This window comes from bacterium (assembly GCA_037147175.1).
Lineage (GTDB): Bacteria > Cyanobacteriota > Vampirovibrionia > Gastranaerophilales > UBA9971 > UBA9971.
In genome coordinates, this window is record JBAWVS010000036.1 from 1 (window position 1) to 26692 (window position 26692).

The following is a 26692-nucleotide window of genomic DNA, read 5'->3' on the forward strand; positions in this document are numbered from 1 at the left end:
TTAGCTCTTAGCTCTTAGCTCTTAGCTCTTAGCTCTTAGCTCTTAGCTCTTAGCTCTTAGCTAAATTCTAGCAACAACAAGAAAATATGTATAGTTAAATTATATTAATTATGAATAGGGCATTGAGTGAATGAAAAGGCAAAATATTATATACAAAAGCACTAAAATAATAGTTTATATTTTAATTGCAACCTTTCTTGTTATGAATAACTTGGATGCAAGGGCAACTAATCTGGATCAAATTTTGAATTCAAAGACAAATTACAAAAAAAATATTGACATAAAGAAAGTCAAATATGACACAATTTTTATCAATCAAATAAATCAACAAGGTAAAAATCGTGTTAATTTGAACAAAGTGTCAATAGACATTGAAAAATTGTTATTCGAAAAATCAGAAAAAATTATGACAGAAGAATCAGCTTCTCTCGGCAAGTTTTTAAAAGACATTAAGTTTGAAAAAATGATCACAAGTTCTTTTATTTATCCGCTTACCGGAACCTTAACATCGGGCTTTGGACTGAGAGAGCACCCTGTGTTCAAGATAAGAGACTTTCATTCAGGAATTGACATATCGGCCCCGCCGTTTTCGTTAATCATTGCATCAAATGACGGAAAAGTGCTTTTTACAGGAAAAAAAAATGGATACGGCAACATGATTATAATTAATCATGGAAATTTGCGCGGTTCCAATATTACAAGTATTTATGGACACTTGTCAGAAATTCTTGTATCGAATAATCAAATTATAAAAAAAGGGCAGTTGATAGGAGTCGAAGGTACTACAGGAACAACAACTGGTCCTCATCTGCATTTTGAAATAAGAAACAATGGTACTCCTGTAAACCCGCTGCTCTTTATTAAGTAACGGCAATTTGTTCGGGTTTAATGGCAGACTACCCTTCATGTATACTGCATAAGCTGCCAAAAACCTTTTAAATATTAATTAGGATTAAAACTACATAAATCCGATTTACTCTTGCTGCCGTTTCGAAGAGTATAATATGCCGTGGAATCACAAAAGAAATTCAAGCATATTTTAACATGTTGCAAAAAAAGTGAATAAAAGATGCATTTTGACCAAGACTGAATGATACACTAACCAGAACTGGATGATACTTTACAACGACAAATATCTTCATCAAAATTTTCTTCTATCTTGCCCACAAATTTATCGGTTCTTTTATCTTTGAATGTTTGCTCACGTCTAAACACAAGATTGTCGTCATCGAGACTATTACGGAAGGTTTCCGTAAGTTTCGGATTCTGGAATAATTTGTCCTCGACTTTTGAAATTTCTGTATCAATTCCTCCTGTTCTGACAGGTGCTTTCGGCTGCGCTCCAGAACAATTAACTGCTTTTACCATAATCCTTTTCTCCTCTTTCTCTCTCTTACTAAATACGCTTTTAAATCTCTATATATTTATAAAAACAAAAAAGGAGGGCGAGTTGCTTTTTTGTTACAAAAATTCATATTACAACCTCGGGATAAGACAAAATATTAAGATTCTTAATACAATTTCTTATTATCCGAAAAAAGATTGAAATTGGTTATAAAAATCATTTATTCTAATTTATAGAGGTCTGAAATAAATTAGAATAAATGATTTTTGAATTGTATGTAAAATTATTGTCGTGAAGTCTTATTCGGAGGTTTAATTTATTATTATTGGAGTAACACATAAAAACAGATGGTATGACAACGATGCTACCTTGAGTCTGGCTATCAGTATTTTGAGAAATGCTGATATTGAAAAACAAATTTTGGTTTCCAGAAAAATAATTGAAATGGTTAAAACTAATAATATTTTAATAGAAGATATTTCACCTTACGTAAGAACCTTTAGAAGAAGATGGTACGATGTCAATGAAGAGCTTTGTCTGGCGATGGAATACCTGAAGGCAGCAAGCGCAGAATTGCAGAAAAAAACAGCTATTGAAGTAATAAACTTTCTCTGCGAAATGGAAAATTAATTAAAGAACCCATATTGTTAAACAAAAAACTTTTTCCAATAAAAAAGATCGGTTTGACCCGATCTACAAACAGCTTATGAGTGAGAGTGGAATATGCACACTTATATATAACCAAATTTATCTTTTTGAAGATATTAGTTAATTTACTATTTAATAGAATAATTTAATCTGAATTTCTTAGCCGTTTGGGTTAAGAAATTTTGTTTCATTAGCAATTTCTCTAATGTTTTTGTCATATAATATTTATTGTTAAACTGAACTTAATTTGTCATCCTGAGTACATTCGCTTTGCTCTGTACAAACTCACACTTAAAGAGTTGTTTGAAACCCTCAGAATGACAGTTCAATAAAAAACGAAGGATTTTAAAATGACAGAACAACAAAAAATTAATTATAAAGACACATTAAACCTTCCTGCAACTGATTTTAAGATGAAAGCCGATGCGAATGTCCGCGAAATTGATATTCAAAAATTCTGGGAAGATAATAAAATTTATGAAAAAAATCTTGATCAAAGAAATAAAACTAATAAATTCATTCTTCATGACGGTCCTCCATACCTGAGTTCGGATAAAATTCACATAGGTACGGCTCTAAACAAGATTTTAAAGGATATAGTAATCAAATACAAATCACAATCGGGTTTTTATAGCCCTTACGTTCCGGGATATGACGGGCATGGGCTTCCTATAGAAAATGCAGTCGTAAAATCCATAAAAGGCGGCAGAGAAGCTGTAACTTCTACGGAATTAAGGCGCCAATGCAGGGAATTTGCCTACAAAAATCTTAAAGGACAGGAAGAAAACTTTAAAAGATTGGGTGTTTTAGGGAACTGGGAACATCCTTATATAACAATAGATGCCAAATTTGAAGCTGCGCAAATTAAAGTTTTTGGCGAAATGGCTAAAAGAGGATATATATACAAAGGCTTAAAACCAGTTTACTGGTGTGCAAGCTGCGAAACAGCACTTGCAGAGGCAGAAGTGGAATATGCTGACCATACTTCGCACAGTGTGTATGTTAAATTCAAATTTGAGGAAGAAGAAGCCAAAAAGGCTTATACGCAGGCAGGTATTGATTCGGATAAACCTTTATTTGCGGTCATCTGGACAACTACTCCATGGACACTTCCTGCAAACCTCGCTATATCTTTAAATCCAAAACTCGAATATGTATTTGTCAATAAAGACAGTGAAGTTTATGTAATAGCAAAAGAACTTTTAGCGGCTGTTTCACAAAATTTAGGGTGGGACGAAAATTCGGTTGAAATAACAGGTTCTGTAATCGGTGAAAAGCTGGAGCTTCTTAAAGCAAGGCATCCTTTCCTTGACAGGGACAGCTTAATAATCCTCGGAGAACACGTTACAACAGAAGCAGGTACAGGTCTGGTTCATACAGCCCCCGGTCATGGTCTTGAAGATTATGAAGTAGGCAATAAATATAAAATAGGTGTGCTTTCTCCTGTTAATCACAAAGGTATATTCACTTCCGATGCAGGAAAGTTTGAAGGAATGCCTTATTATAAAGCTAATACGGAAATTATAAACGAGCTTAAAGAACTTAACGCTTTATTAAAACATGGAGAAATTTCTCACAGCTATCCGCATTGCTGGAGATGTAAGCACCCTGTAATATACAGAGCAACCGAACAATGGTTTGTAAATGTCGAATCATACAGGGATAAAGCACTTAAAGCTATTGATGAAGTAAACTGGATTCCTGCAAGCGGACATCAGAGAATCTATAAGATGGTGGAGTCCCGTTCTGACTGGTGTATAAGCAGGCAAAGAGCATGGGGCGTTCCAATACCTGTATTTTACTGTGATGATTGCGGCGAATCTATTATTACAGACGAAACCATAAACAATGTTTCAGAAATTTTCGCAAAAGAATCATCAGATGCATGGACAAAATATTCAGCGCAAGAACTGCTTCCTTCAGGATTTAAATGTCCAAAATGCACCAGCAGTAATTTAAGAAAAGAAAATGATATCATGGATGTCTGGTTTGACAGCGGTGTAACTCATTATTCAGTGGTTGATGCAAGAAAAGACGAACTTGGAGAAACACCTGTAGAGCTTTATCTTGAAGGTTCAGACCAACACAGGGGTTGGTTCCAGTCTTCGCTTTTGACCAGCGTGGCTATTAAAGACAGAGCTCCTTATAAATCAGTATTAACACATGGTTTTGTACTTGCTGCCGATGGAAGGAAAATGAGCAAAAGCATGGGCAACGTTGTAGAACCGCAAAAAATCGTCAATAAGTACGGTGCTGATGTTTTAAGACTCTGGACTGCAAGTGTTGATTACACAAACGACGTTAAAATCGGAGAAAATATAATACTTCAGCTTGTTGAGGTCTTTAAAAAAGTCAGAAATACAGCCAGATTTATTCTCGGAAATTTATACGATTTCAATCCTGCCGAAAATTATGTGGAATACGAAAAACTCAATGAAATCGATAAATATGCGCTTCATAAACTTCAAATCCTTATTGAAAACGTAACAGCATCATTTGAAGATTTTGAATTTTATAAATATTATCAGCTTATTCAGAATTTCGTTTCTGTTGATTTAAGCTCTCTTTACTTTGATATTATTAAAGACAGGCTTTATACAGCGGGCTCAGATTCGCTTTCAAGGCGTTCAAGCCAGACAGTGCTTTTTGAAATTCTTCAGGCTCTTGTGAGGTTGCTTGTTCCTGTAACTCCACACCTTGCCGAAGACATCTGGCAGCACATAATTCCTGAACAACGCGGTAATATCGAAAGCGTATTGCTTACTGATTGGGCAAAAGTAAATCAGCAGTTCAAAAATGAAGAAATTATCACCAAATGGGATAAAATAATTGCGCTTAGAGAAATCGTAACCAGAGCTATCGAGCCTGTACGAGCCGAGAAGAAAATCGGAAGTTCTCTTGAATCAGCAGTATTAATAAAAGTAACCAATCCTGAAATTAAAACACTCCTTGAAACTCTGGAAAATGAGCTTGCCGGAGTATTTATAACTTCTCAGGCAACTTTAATCAATGATTCAGAAGCCCCTCAAAATCTTTTAAATCAGCATGAAGAAGATGTCTATAAAATTTATGTAACTTCTGCGGTTGGTGAAAAATGCGACAGATGTTGGAAATTTTCAGAAACACTCTCCAGCGGTATTTGCCCTGCATGTCAGGATGCTATTTCTTAACTCTTATCAGAAAAGAAACTTCTTGTACCCTCCTTTGTTTTCTTTGAAGTTAAAGGGGATAAAAATTGTAAATAAATGTAAAAATTGACTAAAAAAGTGTTATTGTTTAGTCAATTTTTTCTTTCAGGAGGTTTATTTCATTAGAAACGATTGTTTTGAGAAAAAATAATGCAAATAAAAAATTCTTCTTTAATAGCTGTTAAACAAAATCGAGAAAAACAGGCTGATTCAAAAATGCCTTTCAGAACAAGACAAAGCAATCCGATTATTAGTTTTTCTTCCGCCACTTTAAGCAACGAAAAAACATTATCAGCGTTTAAAAAATTTAAAGCTTATTCTTTGAACAGTATTTTAACCGCTCCGTCAAAAATATCTTTTGGCTCAGCAGACGTATCTGCTGAGCTTGAAAATATTAAATCAGGTTGTAATTTTAATAAAGATAAAAATACTCTTGAATTTGGACTTCTTTCCAAAAATGCAGGACATATTGAACTCTATATATACAAAAAAGCTTACGGGAAAGAAAATGATTATAAAGAAGTAGCAAAAATTCAGATGAAAAATCTGAATAATAAATGGGGAGCCTCAGTAAAGAATGATTGTCTTCAAGAAAATGGTATAGATATAAATAAAGATGCTGTATATTACGGCTATAGAGTGTGGGGAAAAAAGGGTTCAAATTGGGAATATGATAAAAATTGGATTCCCGGAGCTGATACCGGTTTTAAATCTCATGTAGACGATAAAGGAAATCGTTTTAATCCCAATAAGCTTTTAACTGATCCGGAAGCCACAGAAATAAGCCATGATCCTGTAACTGTAGGAATTAATGAAGACGGTTCAAAATACAAAACAGGAATAAATGCTTATAAAATAGATACAGCAACTTTTGCACCTAAATCAATATTTATAATGCCAAAAGAAGAAAATTCATTAGAGCTTGCCCAAAGACCTTCACGTCCTTTATCAAGCGATGTCATTTATGAAACACATTTAAAAGGCTTAACAGCAGGTCATACAAAAGAAACTCTTGTAAATCTTTATAATTCTTTCATTCCTGAATATAAAAATAAACCGGAAGAGCAGCAAATTAAAGATATGATAGCAAAAATCCAGTCTCCTCCTGAAAAAGGCGGTTGGGATAAAAAATATGCGGGAACTTATAAAGGTGCCGGATTTATGGCTTTCTACCTTAAACTTTTAGGCACTACCGAGGTTGAATTTTTACCTTTTCAGGAATTTCAAAATTCTGAAAAAGATAACTTTTGGAAAAACTACTGGGGATACATGACACTTTCTTATAAAGCTCCTGAAAGAAATTACGCTTATGACAAAACTCCGGGCGGACCTACACGGGAAGTTAAAGAGATGGTAAATGAATTTCATAAACAAGACTTAAAAGTATGTATGGATGTTGTCTATAATCATACCGCAGAAAGTGAAAGCGATATTGCCAGAACCAAAAATTCTGTTGATGAACGGCAATTATTCAATTTAAGAGGGATTGATAATACTTCTTACTATCAAACAACTCCCGACAAAAAACAATATTTTGATACCAACGGTTGTGGTGCAAACCTCAATGCAGCTAATCCTATAGCTCAACAATTAGTTATTGACTCTCTGAAATACTGGAAAGATCAGATTAAAGTTGATAGTTTCAGGTTTGATCTTGCTACTATTTTAGGCAATACGAGAGCTGACGATTCAAAAGGCGGAAAATACGGATTTTATTTTGACCCTAAACACAAAGATAGTCTTCTGCATAAAATTGAAACACAGGTAGGAGTCAGATCTGAAGAAAATATTCAGGGTGTTGATTTTATAGCAGAGCCATGGGGTTTTGGAGAACAGAGAGCCGAAAACAAGGAAAATACTTTTCAGGTCGGAAACTTTTCACCTAATTATGCTGAATGGAATGGTCTGGTTCGCGATGATTTGAGAAAATCTATTAACAAACCTGAAGAGGTATCGTTGTTGAATTTAATAAAAACCTTTGCGGGTTCCTCGGAAACATTTAAATATAATAAACCAAGAAGCGTTAATTTTATTGACTGTCATGACGGGTATACAATGCATGATCTTTTTGCCTATAACAATAAAAGGACGATAGAACAATGCTCTGAAGGCGGAAATGATTATAATATTTCTTGGGATCAAGGAGGAGATGTAAATCATAGAAAGCAGGCTATAAGAACAGCGCAGGTATTGCTTTCTATTTCTGCGGGGACTCCGATGATTCAGGGTGGAGATGAAAGATATAGAACCACTCTGGGTAATAACAATGCTTGGAATCTTGACAGTTCTCTTAATTACATAGACTGGGGAAATCCTGCTCATCAAGCTGACATTAATAAATTAAGAAAAGCCGGCAAATTAAAATATACGGATTTTCTTGAAAACAGAGATGAAGATAAAACATATCAAATGAACGAACAAGAAAAACAGGAATTAACTAGATTTACAAGCAGGTTATTTAATTTCAGGAAAAATCATCCTGCTTTAAGGCCGGCAATATATTATACAGAAAAAGACCTTAACGGTAAAAACGGTAAAAATATAAACTGGCTTGACGGAGATGCAAAAGAAATAAATGGAGCAGATACTTACGGAAAAGAATACTTAAATAGTCCTAATAATGCAGTCATTGCCTATAAAGTAGATTCAACAGAATTTAAAGATCCTGTTACTTTAAAAACAGATCCTGCTACTTCTATATATGTCGCATATAATAAAGGATTTGGTGCTTTTAATCTAACATTGCCAGAACATCAACTTCCAAACAAACAATGGTTTCTTGTAGCAGACACTTCCTCCAATCCTAATAAATTACTCGAAAATGAAAATATAAAAAAAGAAGGGGAAGAGGTTGCTGTAAAAGGTAATAAAATCACTTGCGATGCAAGAAGCGCACTTATATTTATCGAAAAGGATAAAGTAAATTAAATCTGTCAGAAAACATTTTTAGCTATTTAAAATTTCTTGACAATTATTCTTGATTTGTCATATTAATCTAAGGAAGAACAATATATTATGGGCAATTGGCGCAGCTGGTAGCGCACTTGATCGACATTCAAGGGGTCGTGGGTTCAAGTCCCTCATTGCCCAATCTTTTATTAACAAGGCTTTCGGCTTTTAGGCAGAAGGCTTTTTTAGTACAAAAAATAGAGAAATTCACCAAATATTCACTAAATCTTTTTTATAACTCATTTATTATAGATTTGCATTTTTGATAAATACTCGGCATCAAATGACCGTAGGTGTCTAACGTTATTTTAATTGAAGCATGTCCTATTTGCTGTTGAATATATTTATAATCAACTTCTTTTGCTATCAATAATGATACATAAGTATGTCTTAAATCGTGCCATCTGATTTTAGGTATTTCAGCAAAATTTAAGCAATAATTAAAATATCTATTTATCATATTTTTTGAATCTTGATAGTTACCTAATTTATTAGGGAATACCAATCTATAATGACTTTTAGGGCATTTATCTCTCCACTCAGTTAAAACATCAACTAAACCTTGTGAAATATCTATTGTTCTTGCTGATGTTTTTGTTTTAGGAGTCCCAATAGTTCCTCTATAAAGATTTTCTTTTATTAGAAGTTTTTTATTAGCTAAATCAATACAATCCCATGTTAAAGCAAGCAACTCTCCTTGCCTGCAACCTGTATACGTAGCGGTATAAATTAAAGGATAAAAATTAGGAAAGTTTTCTTTTGCAGTAGCTAATATTGTTTTTATCTGCTCTTCATTCAAAAATCTTTGTTCTGTTATTTCTTCTGATAATTTTTTGATTTTGCTAGCAGGATTATAAAAAATTATGCCGTTATCTACACCATAGTTTAAAACCCTTTTTATTGTTAAAATAGCATGATTAATACTTCTATTTTTAAGCTCTGATTGCTTATGCTGGCTTATAAATTTACTTATGATTTCAGGTGTTATATCCCTTACTTTTATTTCATTAAAATATGGAAGAATATAATATTTTAACTGATTTTCATAATTGTTTATTGTTGATTTTTTCAAATATACTTTGGCATAAAGTTCTATGAAGGAAGCAGCTAAGTCTGTAAACTTGGCTTCTGTATTGGTTAGTTTAATTCCTTTGTCGGCTGTTTCCATTGCTTTAGCTTCTGCTCTTTGAGCTTCTGACTTAGTCTTAAAACCTTGTTTTTGATGTCTTCTTTTATAAACATCGTAAAAGTCATAGCCCCAAGTCTTTGCATCTTTTCTCTTTTTAACAGTCATTTTTAACCCTCCACAACAATTCTAGACTTTTCTATCCAATCAATTATTTCTTGTTCAGAAAACCTTAAAGCCCCTCCTATCTTCATATGAGGGATTTTTTTGTTGTAAACCCACGTATAAATTGTGTTTAAAGATACATTTATTATTTCAGCAATTTCTGCTGGTTTTAGTAATTTGTTCATGTTGTCTCCTTTTTCTAAAATATTTTTATTAATTTTTGAAATAACAATGCCGCATATATCCGTTTAATAGATGTCACCTATTAAACGGATATATTATTTGATATTATTTATGAAACTTAATTGATGATGCTGAATTCGACATTTTTGAATATTCTAATGCGTATAGTATGCTTTCAGATTCTATTGAATTTGTAATATCAAGAATCGTAGAGCTTGCATCTTTATTGCCTTTTCTATTTTTATAATATTTTGTTGTTCTTTCAATAAAATAAGGACTCGCTTTTAAGTCATACGGAAACATTTTTTCATCTATTCTTAAAGAAAAATCAACGTTTGAAGCGTATGTGTTATAAATTTGTAAGCATATTTGAGTATCAATAGTTAAAATGCAGCGTTCCTCAGATTGTTCAATCATAAAATGCTCGTTTTGGTTCAAAATTCTTTTTTGAATTAGAGTTGGGAATGCTATTAAAAATTTATTAACTGAAGTCTGCATTTTTTTGAAAAATGACTTATACCACTCACAATATTCACAAAACAAGGGATCTCTATTGGGTATTTTGTATCCCGAAATCATTTCTAAAATTGCTATTCCTGTTAGAGCTATTGCTGTATTATTTGATTCTCTATCTTTATTCGCCCAAATGCCCGATTTAATAATTTTATTTTCAGCGTCATCTACAAGACGGATAATTTGCTCTAATGGGATTTTAAATACCTCAGCAAGTACTCTTGAAAGCTTTAGATTATTTACAAAACTACTATCAATAGCATTTGTATTAATTCCGTTTTCTGGAAAATATAGAGGTAAAAGTCTATTAAAAACTTTGTCTTTCATTATTGGCATATAGTTTGAAGAATAAATAGCAGAAGTAGAAAAGTACATATTGTTGTATTTTTTACCTGATTCAAGTTTTTTTCTGACTCCGCCTTCACTCATTGCTACAAGATAATTTTCAAATGTATTTGACTGAGATTGAAAATAATCATAATCATTAATACACTGAGGAATCCCGTTATTCTCACTACAACTTAACCCAATCGCATTATCTGTAATATAAATTAATAAGTTGGTTCACCAAATGTTCACCAAAATTTTAAAAAAAAGAAAAGAATATAAGAAAAAATTTATGAATTTATTTATAAATTTATTATGAAATAAGTGTTATAATGACTGAGTTTCAGTGGTATTTTATAAAAGTTTGTATAAAATAAAAAAACTTATCTAAATTGAGTTTGGACTGTCGACATTCAAGGGGTCGTGGGTTCAAGTCCCTCATTGCCCACCATTTCTTTTTATAACAAGGGTTTTCAGTCTTTCCGTAAATTGTATAAATTAGTGTTTTCCGTAATATTTCCGTAATGACAAAATACTAATTCTATGATTTAAGCATTTATAACTTGATTAAAATACTAATAATCATTCAAGGCTTAAGAGATGAGATCGTTTAACGCTCTCATCTCTTAAATTTATGAAGTTCTTAAGCCTGTTAAGAAGCTTTTTTCATATGCTCAGCATGTTTTTTTGCTTCTTTTTTTAAATCTTTGTTTTCTAAATGTTCTTCTTTTTTTATATGTTCATTGCGTTTTTCTGCTTCTTTTTCCATTTCTTTAGCTTTTCTTTTTTCGTCCATTATTTTTCTCCTTTTTGTTAATTTTTATTATGTGCATGAAGGACTAGACTCTTTTGATTAGTCTAATCACCAGAATTATTAAAGCAATAACCAGAATTATATGAATTAAGCCGCCGGCGATATGAAATAAAAAGCCTCCCAGCCAGAATATTATAAGAAGAAGTATGATTAAATCTAATAATCCCATTATTTAAACTCCTGTAGGTTTAATTATTTAAGAGATTTCTCTACCTCTACAGGTGAATTAAATGTACCTTTTTCAACATAATCTAATACATCTTTCAACTTCATTGTTTCACCTTTTTCAATTTCAACCACACAGTTACCGTATCTTCTTACAAGTTGATTTTTTGAGATTGGAAAATCTACGTCTTTCAGACATTCAGCAATTGCTGCAGCACCATAAACATGTTTGGATTTTGGTACACGTTTTCTCATTATATTTCTCCATATTTAATTAATTATCAAATTTAATATTTTTTATAACTAATCATGTTAATCATGATATTGTTTTTTTATGAAAAAGCATTGTTCAAACAGGCAATTTCTGTCAGGAAGGAAAATTTTAAAAGTTAATTAAGAACCACATTATTGACGCATACTTAATTTATAAATTTTTGTTTTTAACAAGACAATCTTCTAAAACTTTTTAGATTTTAAACATTCCAAATCATCTTGTTTGCACTTTTTTAGCGAGGTTCCGGGCTTTCCGAACATAAATCTGAATATTAAAAACCTTTTATTAAGTATTTCGATTAATTCAGCAGTCAGGCAATTAACGGTTTTTAATGTTTTATCAGTATTTTCTAATAATGAAGGCGGGATTGCAGGAACTTTGCAATTTATAGTTTCAAGATTGCAATTTGTTTCAGCAAGAGCCTTGTTGGCTTGAGAAAGATTCATGTTGGTTGTTGTTAAATTTTTATTTATTCTAGGAGTAGTTTCATTAATAGATTCAAGATTTTTTATAGTTTTATTTATTGACTCAGGTGCTTTAGTTATAATTTCTTTCACTTCTCCGGTTTCTAAAATTTGATTAATATTATCAAAAGATCTTGAAGAAGATTTTATTGTTGATTTTAGTTCTTGTCTTACCTGAGGATCTTCAATAATTTTTTTTAGGTTATTTAAAATAATTCTGGTATCCGTACTTGATTTTTTCATGTCCGCTTGAATTTGACTCAAATTATCAGTATTTAGAGTGTTTGTTATTTTAAGAAGGTTTGATACAAGCTTGCTTAAGTTTCCTGTTTTTAAATATTTAACCAAATATTGATCTATTCTTTCCGATGAACCCGTTCCATAAACCACATCACCATTTGATAAGAACTGAGATGATGGATTTTTCGGATATACTAGAGAAAAATGCCTTGAGCCGTAAAGATCTTCACTATTTAAGAAAATTTTTATATTTTTGGGAAGTTTCAAGTTTTTGTAGTAAATACCAAGAGAAAAAACAATATATTTTTGATCATTAGAAAGATCTATATTGGAAACATGACCAACATTGAAACCTCTATAATATATATTTACTTTGTTTTTTGGTAAACGTTGAATTACAGGAGGCACTTCTCTAAATTTAACAATTATAGTCATTTCGGGGCGATCTAAATATTTATAAAGACCATACCAAACTAAAATCAATAAAATTATTGATATGACAATTTTTATTAGTCTACTTTTATTCATAAAAAAATTAAACAAAAAAACTTTATTTAAATAAATTACCAATGTAGCTAAAATTAAGAATATATTGCTCGTAAAAACTAATCGATAAAGGTGGTATTACAAATTTTATAGTTATTTTTTTCCCTCAAAATCAAGTGAAGCAGAATTTATGCAGTATCTTTGCCCTGTGGGTTTTGGTCCGTCATCAAAAAGATGCCCGAGATGCGCTCCACATTTTTTGCAAATAACTTCTGTTCTTAGCATTGCAAGACTTGTGTCTTCATGAAATTCTACGCTGTCAGAAGAAGCTTTCTCCCGGAAACTAGGCCACCCTGAACCCGAATCAAATTTCGTATCTGATTCAAACAAGATATTTCCGCAGTTGGAGCATTTATATGTTCCACTTTCATAAAATTTATTGTATTTTCCCGTAAAAGGATGTTCTGTGCTTTTTTCCCGGGTTATTTTAAAAACTTTTTCAGGTAAAGTTTTTTTCCATTCTTCTTTGGACTTAACAATTTTATCCATAATAAGCCATTGATGTTTTGTATACGCCGTCTTTATCCGTGAAAAACAAAAACTTTGGTGTTTTTTGTAATAAATTTTTCATTTTGAATTTTTTCCATTGAAATTTTTTTAAAAGAATTACTAATTATTTTAACCACATATTTTATAACTTGGCAAATTGACCAAGCAGGTAGTTTATTTAATATTTTTCTTTAGGTTAAGATATCTTTATGAATAATGAAATCCAAAAAAAGTATCAAAAACGCTCAGAGATAATAAAAGCACTTGCACATCCTACAAGGCTTTTTATTATCGATTTTTTGTCAGACGGTGAAAAATGTGTCTGTGAAATCGTTGAACAAGTTGGTGTTGATATTTCAACCATTTCTAAGCATTTACTGGTTATGAGAAAAGCTGGTCTTGTTGAAAGTGAAAAACGCGGGCTCAATGTTTTTTATAAAATGATGTGTCCTTGCATAGTGGATTTATTTACCTGCTTAGAGTATATTGGCAAGAAAGATTAATCTGTAATCTATACTGAAACGCAGCACTTCTAAAAGCTATAGTGCTTTCGCAAAAAACATTTCATTTTTTAATTACTTTTTCAGAGCACAGTTAATTCTATAACTGTAAAGTTTTTTGCAATAATACTTGGTGATTTTACCAAATAGTAATATAATTTTATTAAAAAAATATATTAAGGGGGAAGCAACAATGAGTAATAAAGTTTCATGTGAAATGTCTTTTATAGAGAGGTTTTTAACTTTGTGGATATTTCTTGCAATGGCGATAGGGGTAGGCATAGGATATTTTATTCCCGGAGTTCAAGCTTTTATTAATAAATTTCAAGTTGGAACGACAAATATTCCTATTGCCGTTGGTCTTATTGCAATGATGTTTCCTCCCCTTGCAAAAGTAAAATACGAGCAGTTGCCTGAAGTTTTTAAAGATAAAAAAATTCTCGGACTCTCACTGAGTTTAAACTGGATTGTCGGTCCTGTTTTAATGTTTTTCCTTGCAATAATCTTTTTGCATAATTATCCTGAATATATGATTGGGCTTATTGTGATAGGACTTGCACGCTGTATTGCTATGGTTCTTGTGTGGAATAACCTTGCGGAAGGTTCTCCTGAATATGGAGCAGGACTTGTTGCTTTTAACAGCATTTTTCAGGTGTTGTTTTTCAGTGTTTATGCGTGGTTCTTTATCACTATTTTACCACCTTTTTTTGGTTTAAAAAGTTCTGTTGTGGACGTAAATATTTGGTTGATAGCCCAAAGCGTATTTATTTATCTTGGAATCCCTTTTATATTAGGGTTTTTAACCAGAACAATATTAATAAAGATTCATGGATATGATTGGTATCACAATGAATTTGTTCATAGAATTGGTCACATAACACTTATAGCTCTTTTATTTACTATAGTTGTTATGTTCAGCTTAAAAGGGAAATTAATAGTTCAAATCCCAATGGATGTATTAAGAATTGCAATACCGCTTGCCATATATTTCACGGTTATGTTCTTATTCAGTTTCTTTATGAGCAAAAAACTTGGTGCTGACTATGAAAAATCTGCAACCCTTGCTTTTACTGCAACAGGAAACAATTTTGAACTTGCAATAGCTGTTGCGATTGCTGTTTTTGGTATTAATTCCGGAGTTGCTTTTGCGGCCGTAATAGGTCCGTTAATTGAAGTTCCGGTACTTATAAGTCTTGTTGATTTGTCGTTATGGTTTAGAAAGAAATTTTTTATATAGGAGAAATAAAATGATAATAACTTCAAACGACAAAGAAAATTCTTGCGAAAGTTTTTTTACAAGTGGTGATCTGAATGCTATTAATAATTTATCATCGAAATATAAAAGTGAAACAGGAGGTTGCAGGGCGTATGCGCTTTTAGAAGCTTCTTTAGGCTATTGCCTTTCTATAACAATCAGGGAATTTGCACAAACTCACAATATAGAACTTGATAAAGTAAAATTGGATTTAAGTAATTGTGAAAATCCGGTTGTTGAAAAGAATATAGAATTGATAGGAAATTTAAGTGATTTGGACAGGCAAAAACTGATAAAAGCCTCTGAAGCTTGCTCTATATATAAAGCTTTATTAAAAGGCATTGCTTTTAAGGAGGTTTAACAATGAAGAAAAAAGTTTTATTTTTGTGTACGGGAAATTCTTGCCGCTCGCAAATGGCAGAGGGGTTACTTCGATATTATTTTGGAGATAAATATGAGGTTTTTAGTGCCGGAACAAAACCATCCATTGTAAACCTAAATGCAATAAAAGTGATGAATGAAATCGAAATTGATATTTCGGGACAACGCTCAAAATCCGTTGATGAATTTAAAAATCAGACTTTTGATTTTATAATAACAGTTTGTGATAACGCAAAAGAATCTTGCCCTATATTCTCAGGTGAAGCAGAGCGTTTACACTGGAGCTTTTTTGATCCGGCTGAGGCTTTAGGTCCCCAAGAGGAACTTTTAAAAGCTTTTAAAGAAGTATGGGACCAAATTAAAGCAAAAATACTTGATTATTTTATCCTAAACTGATCGTGACCTTGACTTTTTTTCAAAATAAAAAAGTCTTTTTAAAATTTAATGTTTTTTAATTGTAAATTTTTATTAAAACGCGCATATATTTAAGTAAGAAATAAAATTTATTTTGTTTAACATGATAAACAAAGATATAAAATAAATATTTGCAATTATAGCTATTAAAGTTAATTCTAAAGGCGCTGTTTTATTTAAACAAAAAAGAACAGAAAAAATACCGGCAAAAATTTTTCGTATATAAGTATAGAAATATGTATGAAGAGGCTGAAGATGGTCTTGAAAAATTAAAAAAATATATCCGGACAAACGAATTAGTGTTTAAAAAATTTGATGAAGTAATAAATCTGGAATATGCTTATGTTAAAAATTGGTCTTTAATCGAAGATATTCAAATCTTTATTAATACCGTGCAGGTTGTTATATTTGAAAAAAATCCAACATAATTTTTTAGGAGAATGATAAAGTGAAAATAAGCATATTTGGTCTGGGATACGTAGGCTGTGTCAGTGCAGGTTGTCTCTCAAATAATGGTCACAAGGTAATTGGAGTTGATATTAGCCGGCATAAAACAGACTTAATTAATCAAGGGCGACCTACAATTATCGAAAAAAATATTGATGAACTTATACAAAAAAGTTATCAGGCGGGTATGCTTTCAGCAACAACTGATTTTGAACATGCGATTCTTAATACGGATGTTTCTATTATATGCGTTGGTACTCCAAGTTCTGATACGGGTAAATTGAATTTTGATCATATTTATCAAGTAGCTGAACAAATCGGAAAATCGATTGTCAATAAAAATACTTTTCATGTAATTGTAATTAGAAGCACTGTTCAGCCTGGAACTCATAATAAAGTAGCGGAGATAATTTCAAAAGCAAGTTCGAAAATCAGAAATGTCGATTTTGCAATGGTTTCAAATCCCGAATTTTTAAGAGAAAGCACAGCAATTGAAGATTATTATAATCCTGCATTTACGCTTCTTGGTTCTGACAGTGAAAAAGCATTTGAAATTATGGAAGAAATTTATAAGGATATAAATGCACCTATCTACAGAACTGATTATGAAGTTGCAGAAATAATCAAATACATTAACAATTCATTTCATGCGCTTAAAATAACTTTTGGAAATGAAGTCGGCAATATATGCAAGACTCTTGGCATAGACAGCCACAAAGTTATGGACATATTCTGTAAGGATGACAAGTTAAATATTTCTCCATATTATTTCAAGCCCGGCTTTGCTTATGGTGGTTCATGCCTTCCAAAAGATCTTGGAGCCTTGATTAGACTTTCAAGAGATTTAAATCTGGATACACCTGTGCTTGAAAGTATTTCAAAGAGTAATGAAATTCAAAAAGAAATTCTTTTAAATAAAATTTTAAAAGAAAATAAAAAAAATATAGGCATACTGGGCTTAAGTTTTAAAGCCGGCACAGATGATTTGAGGGAAAGCCCGATTGTAGATGTAATTGAAAGGCTTATAGGAAAAGGTTTTAATGTCAAAATATATGACAAAAATGTAAGCCTATCCAAATTAGTAGGAAGCAATAAAAGCTATATCGAAAACAAATTGCCTCATCTTTCAAAATTGATAACTGATCTGAATACAGTTATCAATGAGTCTGAATTGTTAGTCATAACAAATAAAGAAGCCGAATTTAATAATGCTTTCAAATTAATAGATAAAAATAATTATGAAAAAGAAGAAGGTCTTGAATTAAGAAATAAAATTGTTATAGATCTAGTGAGAATAGCCGAAGCAGTGAATATAGAAGGTAAATATGACGGAATATGCTGGTAAAAAGATACTTATAATTGTTGAAAATTTGCCGATACCTTTTGATACGAGAGTTTGGCAGGAAGCTAACACATTAACCGAAGCAGGATACAAAGTTTCAATTATATGCCCTACAGGCAAAGGTTTTGAAAAAAAATATGAAGTACTTAATGGAATATCAATATACAGGCATGATCTTCCGAAAGACGGTTCAGGCAGTATTTCTTACCTTGTAGAATATTCTGCAGCATTGTTTTGGGAATTTGTAATTGCTTTGAAAATATTATTTAAGGAAGGATTTGATGTAATTCAAGCTTGCAATCCTCCAGATAATATCTTTTTAATCGGAGCGTTTTTTAAGCTTTTTGGAAAAAAATTCGTATTTGATCATCACGATATTAATCCCGAGCTTTATATAGCTAAATTTAATAAAAAAGATTTTTTTTACAACCTATTAATTATTTTTGAAAGATTAACCTTTTTCTTTGCAGATATTTCTCTTGCAACAAATGAATCTTATAAAGAAATTGCAATAAAAAGGGGCAAAATGAACCCTAAAAAAGTTTTTATTGTAAGGAGCGGACCAAAACTTGAAAGAATGAAAATTCAAGCACCCAATGAAAATATTAAACGCGGGAAAAAATATATGGTCGGATATGTGGGAGTTATCGGTAAACAAGAAGGTCTGGATTATTTAATTGATGCGGCAAAATATATAAGGGATGAAAAAGGCAGAGATGATATTTTTTACGGCATAGTAGGCGCAGGTCCATATCTTGATGAAGTTAAAGCAAAATGTGTTAGTCTGGGATTGGATGATATTGTTGAATTTACCGGCAGGGTTTCTGATGAAGTAATGCTTGAATACCTTAATACTTCTGATGTGTGCGTAAATTCTGATGAATACAACGAAATGAACGATAAATCCACAATGAATAAAATTATGGAGTATATGTCTTTAGGAAAGCCCATAGTTCAATTTGATTTGAAAGAAGGTAAAAATTCCGCTAAAGAAGCTTCTCTGTACGCAAATAATAATGATTTTATAGATATGGCAGAAAAAATTATTTACTTGATAAATAATGATGAAATAAGACAAAAAATGGGTTTTTACGGAAGAGAACGTATAGAAAATGAATTAAAATGGGATAAAACTAAGCTGGCTCTGCTTGATGCGTATCATTATTTATTTAAAACCAATAAATAATGATAAATTTGGGGTTAAAAAATGGCAATAAATAATAAAATTAAAATATTAATAATTGGACCTGACTCTCAAGGAGGCATTACTTCCGTTATTAAATTTTATTTTAAAAGCGGATTATCTGATGAGGCTTTTTTTCTTCCTTCATATACTGATGGAAATATTGTTCACAAAATTTTGTTTTTCAGTGTTTTTCTCATTAAATATCTTTTTATTTTAATAAAAGCTAAAAATATTAGCATTGTTCATATTAAATCATCACAAAATGGCAGTTTTATAAGAAAATCTATTGTTTTATTTATAGCTAAATTTTTTGGCAAAAAAACGATTTTTCATATTCATGGAGGTGAATTTGATTTATTTTATTGGAAATCCCCGCATTTTATAAAAAAAATAATAACAAATGTTTTAGACAAGTCTGATTTAATTCTTGTTTTATCTGAGCAATGGAAAAAAATAATCTTAAAAATGTCTTCTAATAATAATATTAAAATATTATATAATCCTACAATCATAAAAGAATCTGCCAACTCTCGCTCAGAAGAAGTAAACACCCTTTTTATGGGTCGTATCGGTACAAGAAAAGGGGTTTATGATATAATTGAAGCCGCAAAATCTCTACAAAATAAGAATGTAAAAATAATGCTCTATGGGGATGGAGAAATAGAGCAAGTTCAAAAATTAATAGATAAAAATAATTTAAATAATAAAATAAAAATTGGCGGCTGGATAAGAGGTGATGAAATAGACAAAGCCTATAAAAAAGCTGATATTTTTATACTTCCTTCTTATAACGAAGGTTTGCCAATGTCTGTGTTAGAAGCTATGTCTTATGCCCTTCCTGTAATTTCTACACCTGTAGGCGGAACCCCTGAAGCCGTTGAAGACGGAGTTAACGGATTTTTAATTCAATCTGGCGACTATAAAACACTGGCAGAAAAAATTGATTTTCTGGCAAATAATAAAGAACGCAGAGAACAAATGGGCATAGAAAGCTATAAAATTGCAAAAGAAAAATTTGATATTAATATAATTATCAAACAGCTAAGAGAAATATATCAGGATTTGGTTAAATAGGAAATTATAAAAAATGAATGAACAATCTATAAAAGAATTTTGGAATGAAAATTCCTGCGGCGAGTCCCAAGTTGGTGGATTTAAAGGAGATTATGAAGAATTTTTTGATAAATACGATAATTATCGTTATTCAAAAGAAAAACATATTCTAAAATGCCTTGATAAAATTGACTTTGACAAAAAAAAAGTTCTTGAAATAGGTCTGGGACAAGGAGCTGATTCTGAACAAATTATCCGAAGAGGCGGAATTTGGAGCGGCCTGGATTTGACAGAAACGGCTGTTGAACGTGTTAAGCAAAGACTACCTTTTAAACAACTTCCGTATCAAGACATAAAACAGGGGTCTGCGCTGGAAATTCCTTATCCTGATAATTCTTTTGATATTGTATATTCTTTTGGTGTTTTGCATCATATCCCTGAAATAGAAAAAGCGAGGGCTGAAATTGCCAGAGTTTTAAAGCCCGGCGGTAGGCTGGTTATGATGCTTTATGCAAAAAATTCACTGAATTATTTGTTTTCAATATCAATAATCAGAAGATTAGGAATTTTTTTATTATCTGTATTAAACATAAAATGCAAAAATGAAATTTATAATCAGCACATAGAAAATGCAAAAAAAATGGGACTGTTTAATTACTTAAAAATGAAAAATTTTATTCACAGAAATACAGATGGACCTTTGAACCCGTACTCTAAAGTTTATGATCGCTATAGCGTTGAGCAGGATTTTAAGGATTTTAAATTAAAAGAAATTCATAAAGAGTTTATGCACGCCCCTCCTTTGCCTGTACAAAATCTGCCCGGTGCCTCATTATTAGGATGGCATCTTTGGGTAGAAATGGATGTTTTGAAATAATGGAGTTTAATAGATGTGTGGTATAGCAGGAATTTATAATTTTAAAACACTTTATCCTGTGGAAGAAAATATTCTTCAGGAAATGAATAATACAATGATTCACAGGGGGCCTGATGATAACGGTGTTTTTATTGACAATGAAGTCGGACTCGGGCATAGAAGATTAAGTATTATTGATCTTTCAAGTGCGGGAAAACAGCCATTGTGTAATGAAGACAGCACTATTTGGCTTACTTTTAACGGGGAAATCTATAATTATGTTGAGTTAATCCCTCAATTACAAGCTAAAGGGCATATTTTTAAAAGTAAAACAGATTCGGAAGTTATAATTCATGCTTATGAAGAATGGGGAATAGATTGTATACACAAGTTTAATGGAATGTTTGGGTTTGCAATCTGGGATAAAAACAGAAAAAGACTTTTTATCGCGAGGGACAGGCTGGGAGTAAAACCTTTATATTATGCCTTTTCCGATGACGGAATTGTTTTCGCTTCTGAAATAAAAGCAATTTTAAAACATCCTGCGTACAAAAACCCTTCATCCGATAATCTTTCGGTATATGACTATGTTAATGAAGGTTATCTGGCAGGAAACAGAACTCTTTTTAAAGATATTCACAAACTCATTCCGGGCAGTTGTATGATAATTGAGAACGGAGAAGTAAAAGAAAATGTTTATTGGAAATTACAGCCGGCTCCGATAAACAGTGAGATTTCAGAAAAAGAATTTATTGAAAAACTAAGAGAATTAATTATTGATGCAGTAAAAATACGCCTCAGGAGCGATGTGCCGGTCGGCTTTCATTTGAGCGGCGGAATAGACTCAAGTGCGATTGTTTCGATTGCAAGTAAAATATTTAACTTTGATTCAAATACTTTTTCAATCAGGTTTACAGAATCTCCAAAATTTGATGAAGGTGAATTTATTGAAATAATAAAAAATGACTCAAAAACTTCTCATAAAGAGAGAATACCCGATTTTGAAAAAGAATTTCCTCAAAAATTAAAAGAAATAGTTTATTTGCTTGATGAGCCGACAGACGGTCCTGCGGTTTTATCAAAATTCGAGTTAAACAAATTTGTAAAGGAAAACGGCATAACTGTTGCTTTAACAGGTCAGGGCGCAGATGAAATTCTCGGCGGATATAAAAGATTTATCCATGATTATATTAAAGATTTAAAAAATCCTTATGTATTTAATCAGTTTTTAAAGAATACAGAAGTTGATAAACTGATTGTAAACGGATTTGACCACAGTTCACTGATACTGAATAATTTTTCCGATGTTATCTGTAAATTATTCAAATATAACAGTGCTGATTTTAAAAATTCCTTATTCAGTGATTCTATAAACAGTTTAATAAATCAAAATAATGTAAATCAGAATTGTTATAAAGAAATGTATCCTGCTGTTTTTGGAAAAGAAATTACTAATGTTTCAAGAAAAATGCATTATGAAACATCTTTTTATCTGCAAAGTCTTTTGCATGCGGACGACAGAACGAGTATGGGAACATCTCTTGAAACAAGAACTCCTTTTGTGGACTATAGAGTCGTAGAATTAGCTTCTCAAATTCCAGGCGTTCTGAAATTAAAGAATTTATCCACAAAGCACATCCTGAGAGAAGCCTTGAAAGGAATATTGCCTGAGCCTGTAAGAACGAGGAAAGATAAAAAAGGATTCCCCACGCCCGCTTCTATATGGTTCAGAACATCTCAAAAAAATTACTTAAACAGTATTATTAAATCAAAAGAATTTAAAGATAGAGATATTTTTAATATTAATTATGTAAATCAGCTTTTTGATGAGCATCAACAGGGCAGAGATCATACTTTTAAGCTCTGGTTTATTCTTAATACCGAAATATGGTTCAGAGAATTTATAGACAGATAAATTTTTTACTGTTTTTTAAGGAGTATTCAATTAATGAGTGAAAATAAACTTGAGTGGCTTTATAACCGTTTAAAATTAATGAGTTTTGGCGAGATAATGCACAGAATTTTAAATATTTTAAAATCATTCAGTGAGAAAATTCAAATAAAACAAAAAGAAAAACAAATAAAACTTTTCAGAAAATTCAATAATTATTATTTTGATGACTTAAGTCATATAATTGATTATTATTCTTCGAATGAAGATTTAATGAAAAAACTTTTTAAAAATGCCGAAAAAACTTTAGACCATAAAATTTCTTTTTTTTCATTAAAAGATATAAATTTAGGGCAAAAAATTAACTGGCATAAAGATTATTCTTCCGATAAAGTTTATCCGTTAAAATTTTATTCTGATATTGATTATAGGGATTCTGAAGCCGGAAATGTTAAGTATGTATGGGAATTAAACAGGTTTCAGCATTTGTTTCCTCTGTCTCAGGCTTATATTTTGGGCGGAGATGAGAAATATGCCGATGAAATAATAAATCAAATAAATAACTGGATTAATGATAATCCGTATATGAGAGGAATTAACTGGACAAGTTCTCTTGAACATTCATTGCGATTAATTTCCTGGTCCTGGGGATTATTTTCACTGGATAAAAAAAATTATCAAATCAGTGAAAGTGTTAAAGAAAAAATCAGCACAAGTATTTTTCAGCAAACAGAATTTATTTATAACAACCTGTCCTCTTATTCTTCCGCGAATGACCACTTAATAGGAGAAGCAATGGGACTGGCTTTTATCGGAACTTTTTTTGATTATGAAAAGGATTCCGATAAGTGGCAAAAAAAAGGTATCAGAATACTGTTTGAAGAACTGGAAAAACAGGTTTTTGAAGACGGACTTGATAAAGAACAGGCATTCGGATACCATTGCTTCGTTTTAAACATGTTTTTGACAACATTTATATTCTTAGAAAAAAATAATGTAACTATACCTGATAAATATTGGCAGAAATTGGAGAAAATGGCTGATTGTATTATGAATTTTTCAGACAGCAGCTTTAATTTGCCGAATTTTGGAGATGCAGATGACAGTTTTATTTTAAAACTTGATAATTCTTTTGATAATGAACTGCCTGTTAAGACAGCTGCAAGATTTTTATTGAATACTTCATCAATAATATTTAACAGACCTGATTTTAAGTATTTAACGAAAAATATTATTGATGAAAAAACCTTATGGATTTTGGATAAAAAAAAGATAAATGAATATTTTAATTCATCGGTAACTATGCCTTTAAGACAGTCTTTGTATTTAGAACAAAGCGGTTATGTTCTTTTAAAAGATAAAAATACTGATGCTTTTATGGATGTGGGAGTGCTTGGTTACTTGTCTATTGCTGCACATGCCCATTCAGATGCTTTGTCCTTTTGTTTAAATTATAAAAACAAGGAATTTTTGATTGATGCCGGCACTTTTGCATATCACACCGAACAGAAGCAGAGAAATTATTTCAGGGGAACGAGCGCACATAATACAATAGAAATTGACGGACAAAATCAATCGCAAATCGGCGGCAATTTTATGTGGCTCACAAAAGCAGAAACAAGTGTTGATAAAATAATTATTAATGAAGAATTTGACTATGTAAGGGCATATCATAACGGTTATATTCAACAAAGCATTAATGTTACCCACAAACGCGAGATTCTGTTTATGAAAGATAAATTTATTCTTATTATAGACAGGTTAAAAAATTATGATAAAAAATCGCATAAATACAGCCTCCACTGGCATACAGGAGAAAATTGCTCAACTTCCTTATTTCCTGAATTTAATTTGTGCAAAATAAGTAATCAGGAAGAAACTGTTTATTTGAAAACTTTTAGTGAGGTTTTATTAAATAAAAAAATAATTAAAGGCAGTGAAAATCCTGTTATGGGTTGGGTTTCAAAAAAATTCGATTCAAAGATTCTGTCAGAAAGCATCGAAACTAATTTTGAATCTTCTTCTTCAACGATAATTAACAGTTTAATTTACTTTGATGATAAATTAGAATTTGATTATAGTGAGCAAAAATTAAAAATATATGATAATGCCAAAATTTATGATTATGACATTTCAAAAGAAATATTTTAGTATATAAAAACAGGACTAATTTCTTAGATGTTTTTTTGAAATCCTGCTTCTTTAAATTAACACAAAATTATTCTCCTCATAAACTTCAAATGAAGTTTTGCTTTTAAACGTAAAAAATACAAAATATTAAGATTTTGAAAAAAGCACTAGCTTTTTCTGAAACTATATATTAATATAACCATATAAAGATATTATTATATTAATATGAGTTTATTAAAAGGAGATAAAAATTATGAGTAAAGCACTAGAAATTTCAGATGCGGCTTTTGACAGCGAAGTTAAAAAATCAGCTATTCCTGTATTAGTTGATTTTTGGGCTCCATGGTGCGGACCTTGCAAAATGCAAATTCCTGTAATTGATGATCTTTCAGGTGAGCTTGAAGGAAAAGTAAAATTTGTGAAAGTAAATGTTGATGAAAACCAGTTAAAAGCAAGTGAGCATAATATTAGCAGTATCCCTGCACTTATTTTATTCAAAGATGGCAAACTTGTTGAAAGACTTGTAGGGTTTCATCAGAAATCACAGCTTAAATCAATCTTAGAAAACCATATTTAGGATAAAGCAAATTATGAAAATCAAACTAATGATTTCAGCATATAAATAGCTTAAAAAATCATACCAGCTCTGGAGATAGAAGAATGAGAAAAATTAAAGAAAATATTTGTCCGCAAAATTCCACCTGTATGAATGTTAAAAATTGCTGCGCAAACTTGATTGAAGAATTAGGGTATGGTTTCCCTGCGCCAATGATTGAAAATGAAAAATGCACTTACTGTGAAAAATGTACAGCAGCACATATTAAAAGCTGTTCTATAGAAAAAAAATAAAAGAAAGGTCTATAATTATGATAACTGTTGATAAAAATAGATGTCCTCAAAACCATAAATGTCCGGCTGTAAAAGTTTGTCCTGTTAATGCTATTTCTCAGGAAGGCTTTAAACTTCCTGTTATTAATAATGAAGTTTGTATTGAGTGTAAAAAATGTATAAATTTTTGTCCGATGCGCGCAATACAAGACATATAAAAAATAAACTTCTGTATTTAAATTTAAGAATAATAAATAAAGGAATTTAAGATGAGTAAATTTACCGAACTGGCTAAAAAATATTACGAAAGCGGGCAATCTTGCTCGGAAGCTGTTATACAGGCCGCACATGACAGCGAAATTTATAAATCCGATAATATAGAAGAAGTTCACAAAATAGCTTCTATGTTTTCAGGTGGAATGTCGAGCGGTTGTGTCTGCGGAGCAGTTGCAGGTTCTCAGATAGTTCTGGGCTGTATTTTCGGCAAAGATTCAACAGGAAATACTAATTTGAACAGAACAGTTGCGGGTGATTTTATTAAAAAGTTTAAAGAACAAAGAAAAGTTGCCTGCTGCGCTTCTTTAAGCGCTCCGTTCAAAGACAGACCTCTTGAACGCAGACAAAATTGTGTTTCTATTGTTGAAGAATCTGCACAAATTCTTGAAAATATAGTAAATAGTTATACAAAAGAAAAAGTTTAAGTTTGAAAAAATATTAAATTAGGATTAACATTGATTTGGCGGGGAGTTTTTTCTATTTATGAGGGGATGTTATGCGGTTAACTGTTCTTGTCGATAATAATACATATACAGATAGTTATTTCTATGGAGAGCCTGCACTATGCTTCTATATAGAAGAAAATAACAGGAAAATCCTTTTTGATACAGGCTATTCAGATATTTTTATTAAAAATGCCAAAAAAATATATCATGCCCCGATGTCCAGTCAGAATTTTTTTAAGTTACTATCCTAT

The 26692-nt window shown here is 31.4% G+C and carries 29 protein-coding genes and 1 tRNA gene; 21 read left to right on the forward strand and 9 right to left on the reverse strand.

Going from position 1 to position 26692, the window contains the following annotated elements; all coding sequences use genetic code 11:
• The first annotated feature begins 130 nt into the window (after positions 1-130).
• Positions 131-868 (forward strand): M23 family metallopeptidase, encoded by a 738-nt coding sequence (locus WCG23_09020; protein ID MEI8390012.1) that lies wholly within the window; start codon positions 131-133, stop codon positions 866-868.
• A 230-nt stretch (positions 869-1098) separates the two neighbouring features.
• Here the strand turns inward: WCG23_09020 and WCG23_09025 are convergent, their stop codons facing one another.
• On the reverse strand, positions 1099-1368 hold the full coding sequence (locus tag WCG23_09025; GenBank protein MEI8390013.1) for a hypothetical protein: 270 nt from the start codon (positions 1366-1368) through the stop codon (positions 1099-1101).
• 346 nt (positions 1369-1714) lie between these two features.
• On the opposite strand from WCG23_09025, the gene WCG23_09030 reads away from it, so the two are divergent.
• From WCG23_09030 to WCG23_09045, 4 genes are all read left to right on the forward strand, one after another.
• Entirely contained in the window at positions 1715-1975 is a 261-nt protein-coding gene (locus WCG23_09030; protein MEI8390014.1) for a hypothetical protein, read from the forward strand.
• Positions 1976-2343: 368 nt separating this feature from the next.
• Positions 2344-5163: an isoleucine--tRNA ligase gene (gene ileS, locus WCG23_09035; GenBank protein MEI8390015.1), complete on the forward strand. Its 2820-nt coding sequence runs from the start codon at positions 2344-2346 to the stop codon at positions 5161-5163.
• Positions 5164-5331: 168 nt separating this feature from the next.
• Positions 5332-8109, forward strand: a complete 2778-nt coding sequence (locus WCG23_09040) for an alpha-amylase family glycosyl hydrolase (GenBank protein ID MEI8390016.1) — start codon at positions 5332-5334, stop codon at positions 8107-8109.
• Between the two features lie 89 nt (positions 8110-8198).
• A tRNA-Val gene (locus tag WCG23_09045) sits at positions 8199-8271 on the forward strand.
• 91 nt (positions 8272-8362) lie between these two features.
• On the opposite strand, the gene WCG23_09050 is transcribed toward WCG23_09045, so the two are convergent.
• The 8 genes from WCG23_09050 to msrB all read right to left on the reverse strand — a co-directional run bounded on the left by WCG23_09050 (position 8363) and on the right by msrB (position 13436).
• Positions 8363-9424, reverse strand: a complete 1062-nt coding sequence (locus WCG23_09050; GenBank protein ID MEI8390017.1) for a tyrosine-type recombinase/integrase — start codon at positions 9422-9424, stop codon at positions 8363-8365.
• A 2-nt stretch (positions 9425-9426) separates the two neighbouring features.
• On the reverse strand, positions 9427-9606 hold the full coding sequence (locus WCG23_09055; GenBank protein ID MEI8390018.1) for a helix-turn-helix domain-containing protein: 180 nt from the start codon (positions 9604-9606) through the stop codon (positions 9427-9429).
• A 103-nt stretch (positions 9607-9709) separates the two neighbouring features.
• Entirely contained in the window at positions 9710-10546 is an 837-nt protein-coding gene (locus WCG23_09060) for a hypothetical protein (GenBank protein MEI8390019.1), read from the reverse strand.
• A gap of 550 nt (positions 10547-11096) precedes the next feature.
• The gene (locus WCG23_09065) at positions 11097-11240 is read right to left on the reverse strand and encodes a hypothetical protein (GenBank protein MEI8390020.1); all 144 of its coding nucleotides are present in this window, start codon (positions 11238-11240) and stop codon (positions 11097-11099) included.
• 43 nt (positions 11241-11283) lie between these two features.
• On the reverse strand, positions 11284-11427 hold the full coding sequence (locus WCG23_09070) for a lmo0937 family membrane protein (protein ID MEI8390021.1): 144 nt from the start codon (positions 11425-11427) through the stop codon (positions 11284-11286).
• A gap of 23 nt (positions 11428-11450) precedes the next feature.
• Positions 11451-11678, reverse strand: a complete 228-nt coding sequence (locus tag WCG23_09075) for a DUF2795 domain-containing protein (protein ID MEI8390022.1) — start codon at positions 11676-11678, stop codon at positions 11451-11453.
• A gap of 201 nt (positions 11679-11879) precedes the next feature.
• The gene (locus WCG23_09080) at positions 11880-12836 is read right to left on the reverse strand and encodes an MlaD family protein (GenBank protein ID MEI8390023.1); all 957 of its coding nucleotides are present in this window, start codon (positions 12834-12836) and stop codon (positions 11880-11882) included.
• A gap of 204 nt (positions 12837-13040) precedes the next feature.
• Entirely contained in the window at positions 13041-13436 is a 396-nt protein-coding gene (gene msrB / locus WCG23_09085; GenBank protein ID MEI8390024.1) for a peptide-methionine (R)-S-oxide reductase MsrB, read from the reverse strand.
• Positions 13437-13645: 209 nt separating this feature from the next.
• Here msrB and WCG23_09090 point away from each other — a divergent pair, with 209 nt between their 5' ends.
• From WCG23_09090 to WCG23_09165, 16 genes are all read left to right on the forward strand, one after another.
• On the forward strand, positions 13646-13939 hold the full coding sequence (locus WCG23_09090) for a metalloregulator ArsR/SmtB family transcription factor (GenBank protein ID MEI8390025.1): 294 nt from the start codon (positions 13646-13648) through the stop codon (positions 13937-13939).
• A 190-nt stretch (positions 13940-14129) separates the two neighbouring features.
• Positions 14130-15173 carry an ACR3 family arsenite efflux transporter gene (gene arsB, locus WCG23_09095; protein MEI8390026.1) on the forward strand — a complete coding sequence of 348 codons (1044 nt, stop codon included), beginning with the start codon at positions 14130-14132 and terminating at the stop codon, positions 15171-15173.
• A gap of 10 nt (positions 15174-15183) precedes the next feature.
• Positions 15184-15552, forward strand: a complete 369-nt coding sequence (locus WCG23_09100; GenBank protein MEI8390027.1) for an OsmC family protein — start codon at positions 15184-15186, stop codon at positions 15550-15552.
• Positions 15553-15554: 2 nt separating this feature from the next.
• Positions 15555-15968 (forward strand): arsenate reductase ArsC, encoded by a 414-nt coding sequence (locus tag WCG23_09105; protein ID MEI8390028.1) that lies wholly within the window; start codon positions 15555-15557, stop codon positions 15966-15968.
• 254 nt (positions 15969-16222) lie between these two features.
• Positions 16223-16414, forward strand: a complete 192-nt coding sequence (locus tag WCG23_09110; GenBank protein ID MEI8390029.1) for a hypothetical protein — start codon at positions 16223-16225, stop codon at positions 16412-16414.
• Between the two features lie 20 nt (positions 16415-16434).
• Positions 16435-17778 carry a UDP-glucose/GDP-mannose dehydrogenase family protein gene (locus WCG23_09115; GenBank protein ID MEI8390030.1) on the forward strand — a complete coding sequence of 448 codons (1344 nt, stop codon included), beginning with the start codon at positions 16435-16437 and terminating at the stop codon, positions 17776-17778.
• On the forward strand, positions 17759-18961 hold the full coding sequence (locus tag WCG23_09120; GenBank protein ID MEI8390031.1) for a glycosyltransferase family 4 protein: 1203 nt from the start codon (positions 17759-17761) through the stop codon (positions 18959-18961). The genes WCG23_09115 and WCG23_09120 overlap by 20 nt, the downstream gene beginning before the upstream one ends.
• A gap of 21 nt (positions 18962-18982) precedes the next feature.
• A complete protein-coding gene (locus tag WCG23_09125; GenBank protein ID MEI8390032.1) occupies positions 18983-20035 on the forward strand; it encodes a glycosyltransferase in 1053 nt (350 codons plus the stop codon).
• 13 nt (positions 20036-20048) lie between these two features.
• Positions 20049-20891: a class I SAM-dependent methyltransferase gene (locus tag WCG23_09130; GenBank protein ID MEI8390033.1), complete on the forward strand. Its 843-nt coding sequence runs from the start codon at positions 20049-20051 to the stop codon at positions 20889-20891.
• A gap of 13 nt (positions 20892-20904) precedes the next feature.
• Complete coding sequence (gene asnB / locus WCG23_09135; protein ID MEI8390034.1) at positions 20905-22785, forward strand: asparagine synthase (glutamine-hydrolyzing); 1881 nt, start codon at positions 20905-20907, stop codon at positions 22783-22785.
• 33 nt (positions 22786-22818) lie between these two features.
• Complete coding sequence (locus tag WCG23_09140; GenBank protein MEI8390035.1) at positions 22819-24912, forward strand: alginate lyase family protein; 2094 nt, start codon at positions 22819-22821, stop codon at positions 24910-24912.
• 232 nt (positions 24913-25144) lie between these two features.
• Positions 25145-25468, forward strand: coding sequence for a thioredoxin (trxA, locus tag WCG23_09145; GenBank protein MEI8390036.1), 324 nt, complete (start codon positions 25145-25147; stop codon positions 25466-25468).
• Positions 25469-25551: 83 nt separating this feature from the next.
• Positions 25552-25740 carry a 4Fe-4S ferredoxin gene (locus WCG23_09150; GenBank protein ID MEI8390037.1) on the forward strand — a complete coding sequence of 63 codons (189 nt, stop codon included), beginning with the start codon at positions 25552-25554 and terminating at the stop codon, positions 25738-25740.
• A gap of 14 nt (positions 25741-25754) precedes the next feature.
• Positions 25755-25937: a 4Fe-4S binding protein gene (locus tag WCG23_09155; GenBank protein MEI8390038.1), complete on the forward strand. Its 183-nt coding sequence runs from the start codon at positions 25755-25757 to the stop codon at positions 25935-25937.
• A gap of 51 nt (positions 25938-25988) precedes the next feature.
• The gene (locus tag WCG23_09160) at positions 25989-26420 is read left to right on the forward strand and encodes a C-GCAxxG-C-C family (seleno)protein (GenBank protein ID MEI8390039.1); all 432 of its coding nucleotides are present in this window, start codon (positions 25989-25991) and stop codon (positions 26418-26420) included.
• A gap of 71 nt (positions 26421-26491) precedes the next feature.
• The coding region (locus WCG23_09165; GenBank protein MEI8390040.1) for a hypothetical protein at positions 26492-26692 on the forward strand (201 nt) is incomplete at its 3' end.

What these genes read in the sequence shown, in the direction of transcription:
- WCG23_09020 (MEI8390012.1), top strand. Translation starts at nt 131, where the DNA reads ATGAAAAGGCAAAATATTATATACAAAAGCACTAAAATAATAGTTTAT.
- WCG23_09025 (MEI8390013.1), bottom strand. Translation starts at nt 1,368, where the DNA reads ATGGTAAAAGCAGTTAATTGTTCTGGAGCGCAGCCGAAAGCACCTGTC.
- ileS (MEI8390015.1), top strand. Translation starts at nt 2,344, where the DNA reads ATGACAGAACAACAAAAAATTAATTATAAAGACACATTAAACCTTCCT.
- WCG23_09040 (MEI8390016.1), top strand. Translation starts at nt 5,332, where the DNA reads ATGCAAATAAAAAATTCTTCTTTAATAGCTGTTAAACAAAATCGAGAA.
- WCG23_09050 (MEI8390017.1), bottom strand. Translation starts at nt 9,424, where the DNA reads ATGACTGTTAAAAAGAGAAAAGATGCAAAGACTTGGGGCTATGACTTT.
- WCG23_09055 (MEI8390018.1), bottom strand. Translation starts at nt 9,606, where the DNA reads ATGAACAAATTACTAAAACCAGCAGAAATTGCTGAAATAATAAATGTA.
- WCG23_09060 (MEI8390019.1), bottom strand. Translation starts at nt 10,546, where the DNA reads ATGAGTGAAGGCGGAGTCAGAAAAAAACTTGAATCAGGTAAAAAATAC.
- WCG23_09065 (MEI8390020.1), bottom strand. Translation starts at nt 11,240, where the DNA reads ATGGACGAAAAAAGAAAAGCTAAAGAAATGGAAAAAGAAGCAGAAAAA.
- WCG23_09070 (MEI8390021.1), bottom strand. Translation starts at nt 11,427, where the DNA reads ATGGGATTATTAGATTTAATCATACTTCTTCTTATAATATTCTGGCTG.
- WCG23_09075 (MEI8390022.1), bottom strand. Translation starts at nt 11,678, where the DNA reads ATGAGAAAACGTGTACCAAAATCCAAACATGTTTATGGTGCTGCAGCA.
- WCG23_09080 (MEI8390023.1), bottom strand. Translation starts at nt 12,836, where the DNA reads ATGACTATAATTGTTAAATTTAGAGAAGTGCCTCCTGTAATTCAACGT.
- msrB (MEI8390024.1), bottom strand. Translation starts at nt 13,436, where the DNA reads ATGGATAAAATTGTTAAGTCCAAAGAAGAATGGAAAAAAACTTTACCT.
- WCG23_09090 (MEI8390025.1), top strand. Translation starts at nt 13,646, where the DNA reads ATGAATAATGAAATCCAAAAAAAGTATCAAAAACGCTCAGAGATAATA.
- arsB (MEI8390026.1), top strand. Translation starts at nt 14,130, where the DNA reads ATGAGTAATAAAGTTTCATGTGAAATGTCTTTTATAGAGAGGTTTTTA.
- WCG23_09100 (MEI8390027.1), top strand. Translation starts at nt 15,184, where the DNA reads ATGATAATAACTTCAAACGACAAAGAAAATTCTTGCGAAAGTTTTTTT.
- WCG23_09105 (MEI8390028.1), top strand. Translation starts at nt 15,555, where the DNA reads ATGAAGAAAAAAGTTTTATTTTTGTGTACGGGAAATTCTTGCCGCTCG.
- WCG23_09110 (MEI8390029.1), top strand. Translation starts at nt 16,223, where the DNA reads ATGTATGAAGAGGCTGAAGATGGTCTTGAAAAATTAAAAAAATATATC.
- WCG23_09120 (MEI8390031.1), top strand. Translation starts at nt 17,759, where the DNA reads ATGACGGAATATGCTGGTAAAAAGATACTTATAATTGTTGAAAATTTG.
- WCG23_09125 (MEI8390032.1), top strand. Translation starts at nt 18,983, where the DNA reads ATGGCAATAAATAATAAAATTAAAATATTAATAATTGGACCTGACTCT.
- WCG23_09130 (MEI8390033.1), top strand. Translation starts at nt 20,049, where the DNA reads ATGAATGAACAATCTATAAAAGAATTTTGGAATGAAAATTCCTGCGGC.
- asnB (MEI8390034.1), top strand. Translation starts at nt 20,905, where the DNA reads ATGTGTGGTATAGCAGGAATTTATAATTTTAAAACACTTTATCCTGTG.
- WCG23_09140 (MEI8390035.1), top strand. Translation starts at nt 22,819, where the DNA reads ATGAGTGAAAATAAACTTGAGTGGCTTTATAACCGTTTAAAATTAATG.
- trxA (MEI8390036.1), top strand. Translation starts at nt 25,145, where the DNA reads ATGAGTAAAGCACTAGAAATTTCAGATGCGGCTTTTGACAGCGAAGTT.
- WCG23_09150 (MEI8390037.1), top strand. Translation starts at nt 25,552, where the DNA reads ATGAGAAAAATTAAAGAAAATATTTGTCCGCAAAATTCCACCTGTATG.
- WCG23_09160 (MEI8390039.1), top strand. Translation starts at nt 25,989, where the DNA reads ATGAGTAAATTTACCGAACTGGCTAAAAAATATTACGAAAGCGGGCAA.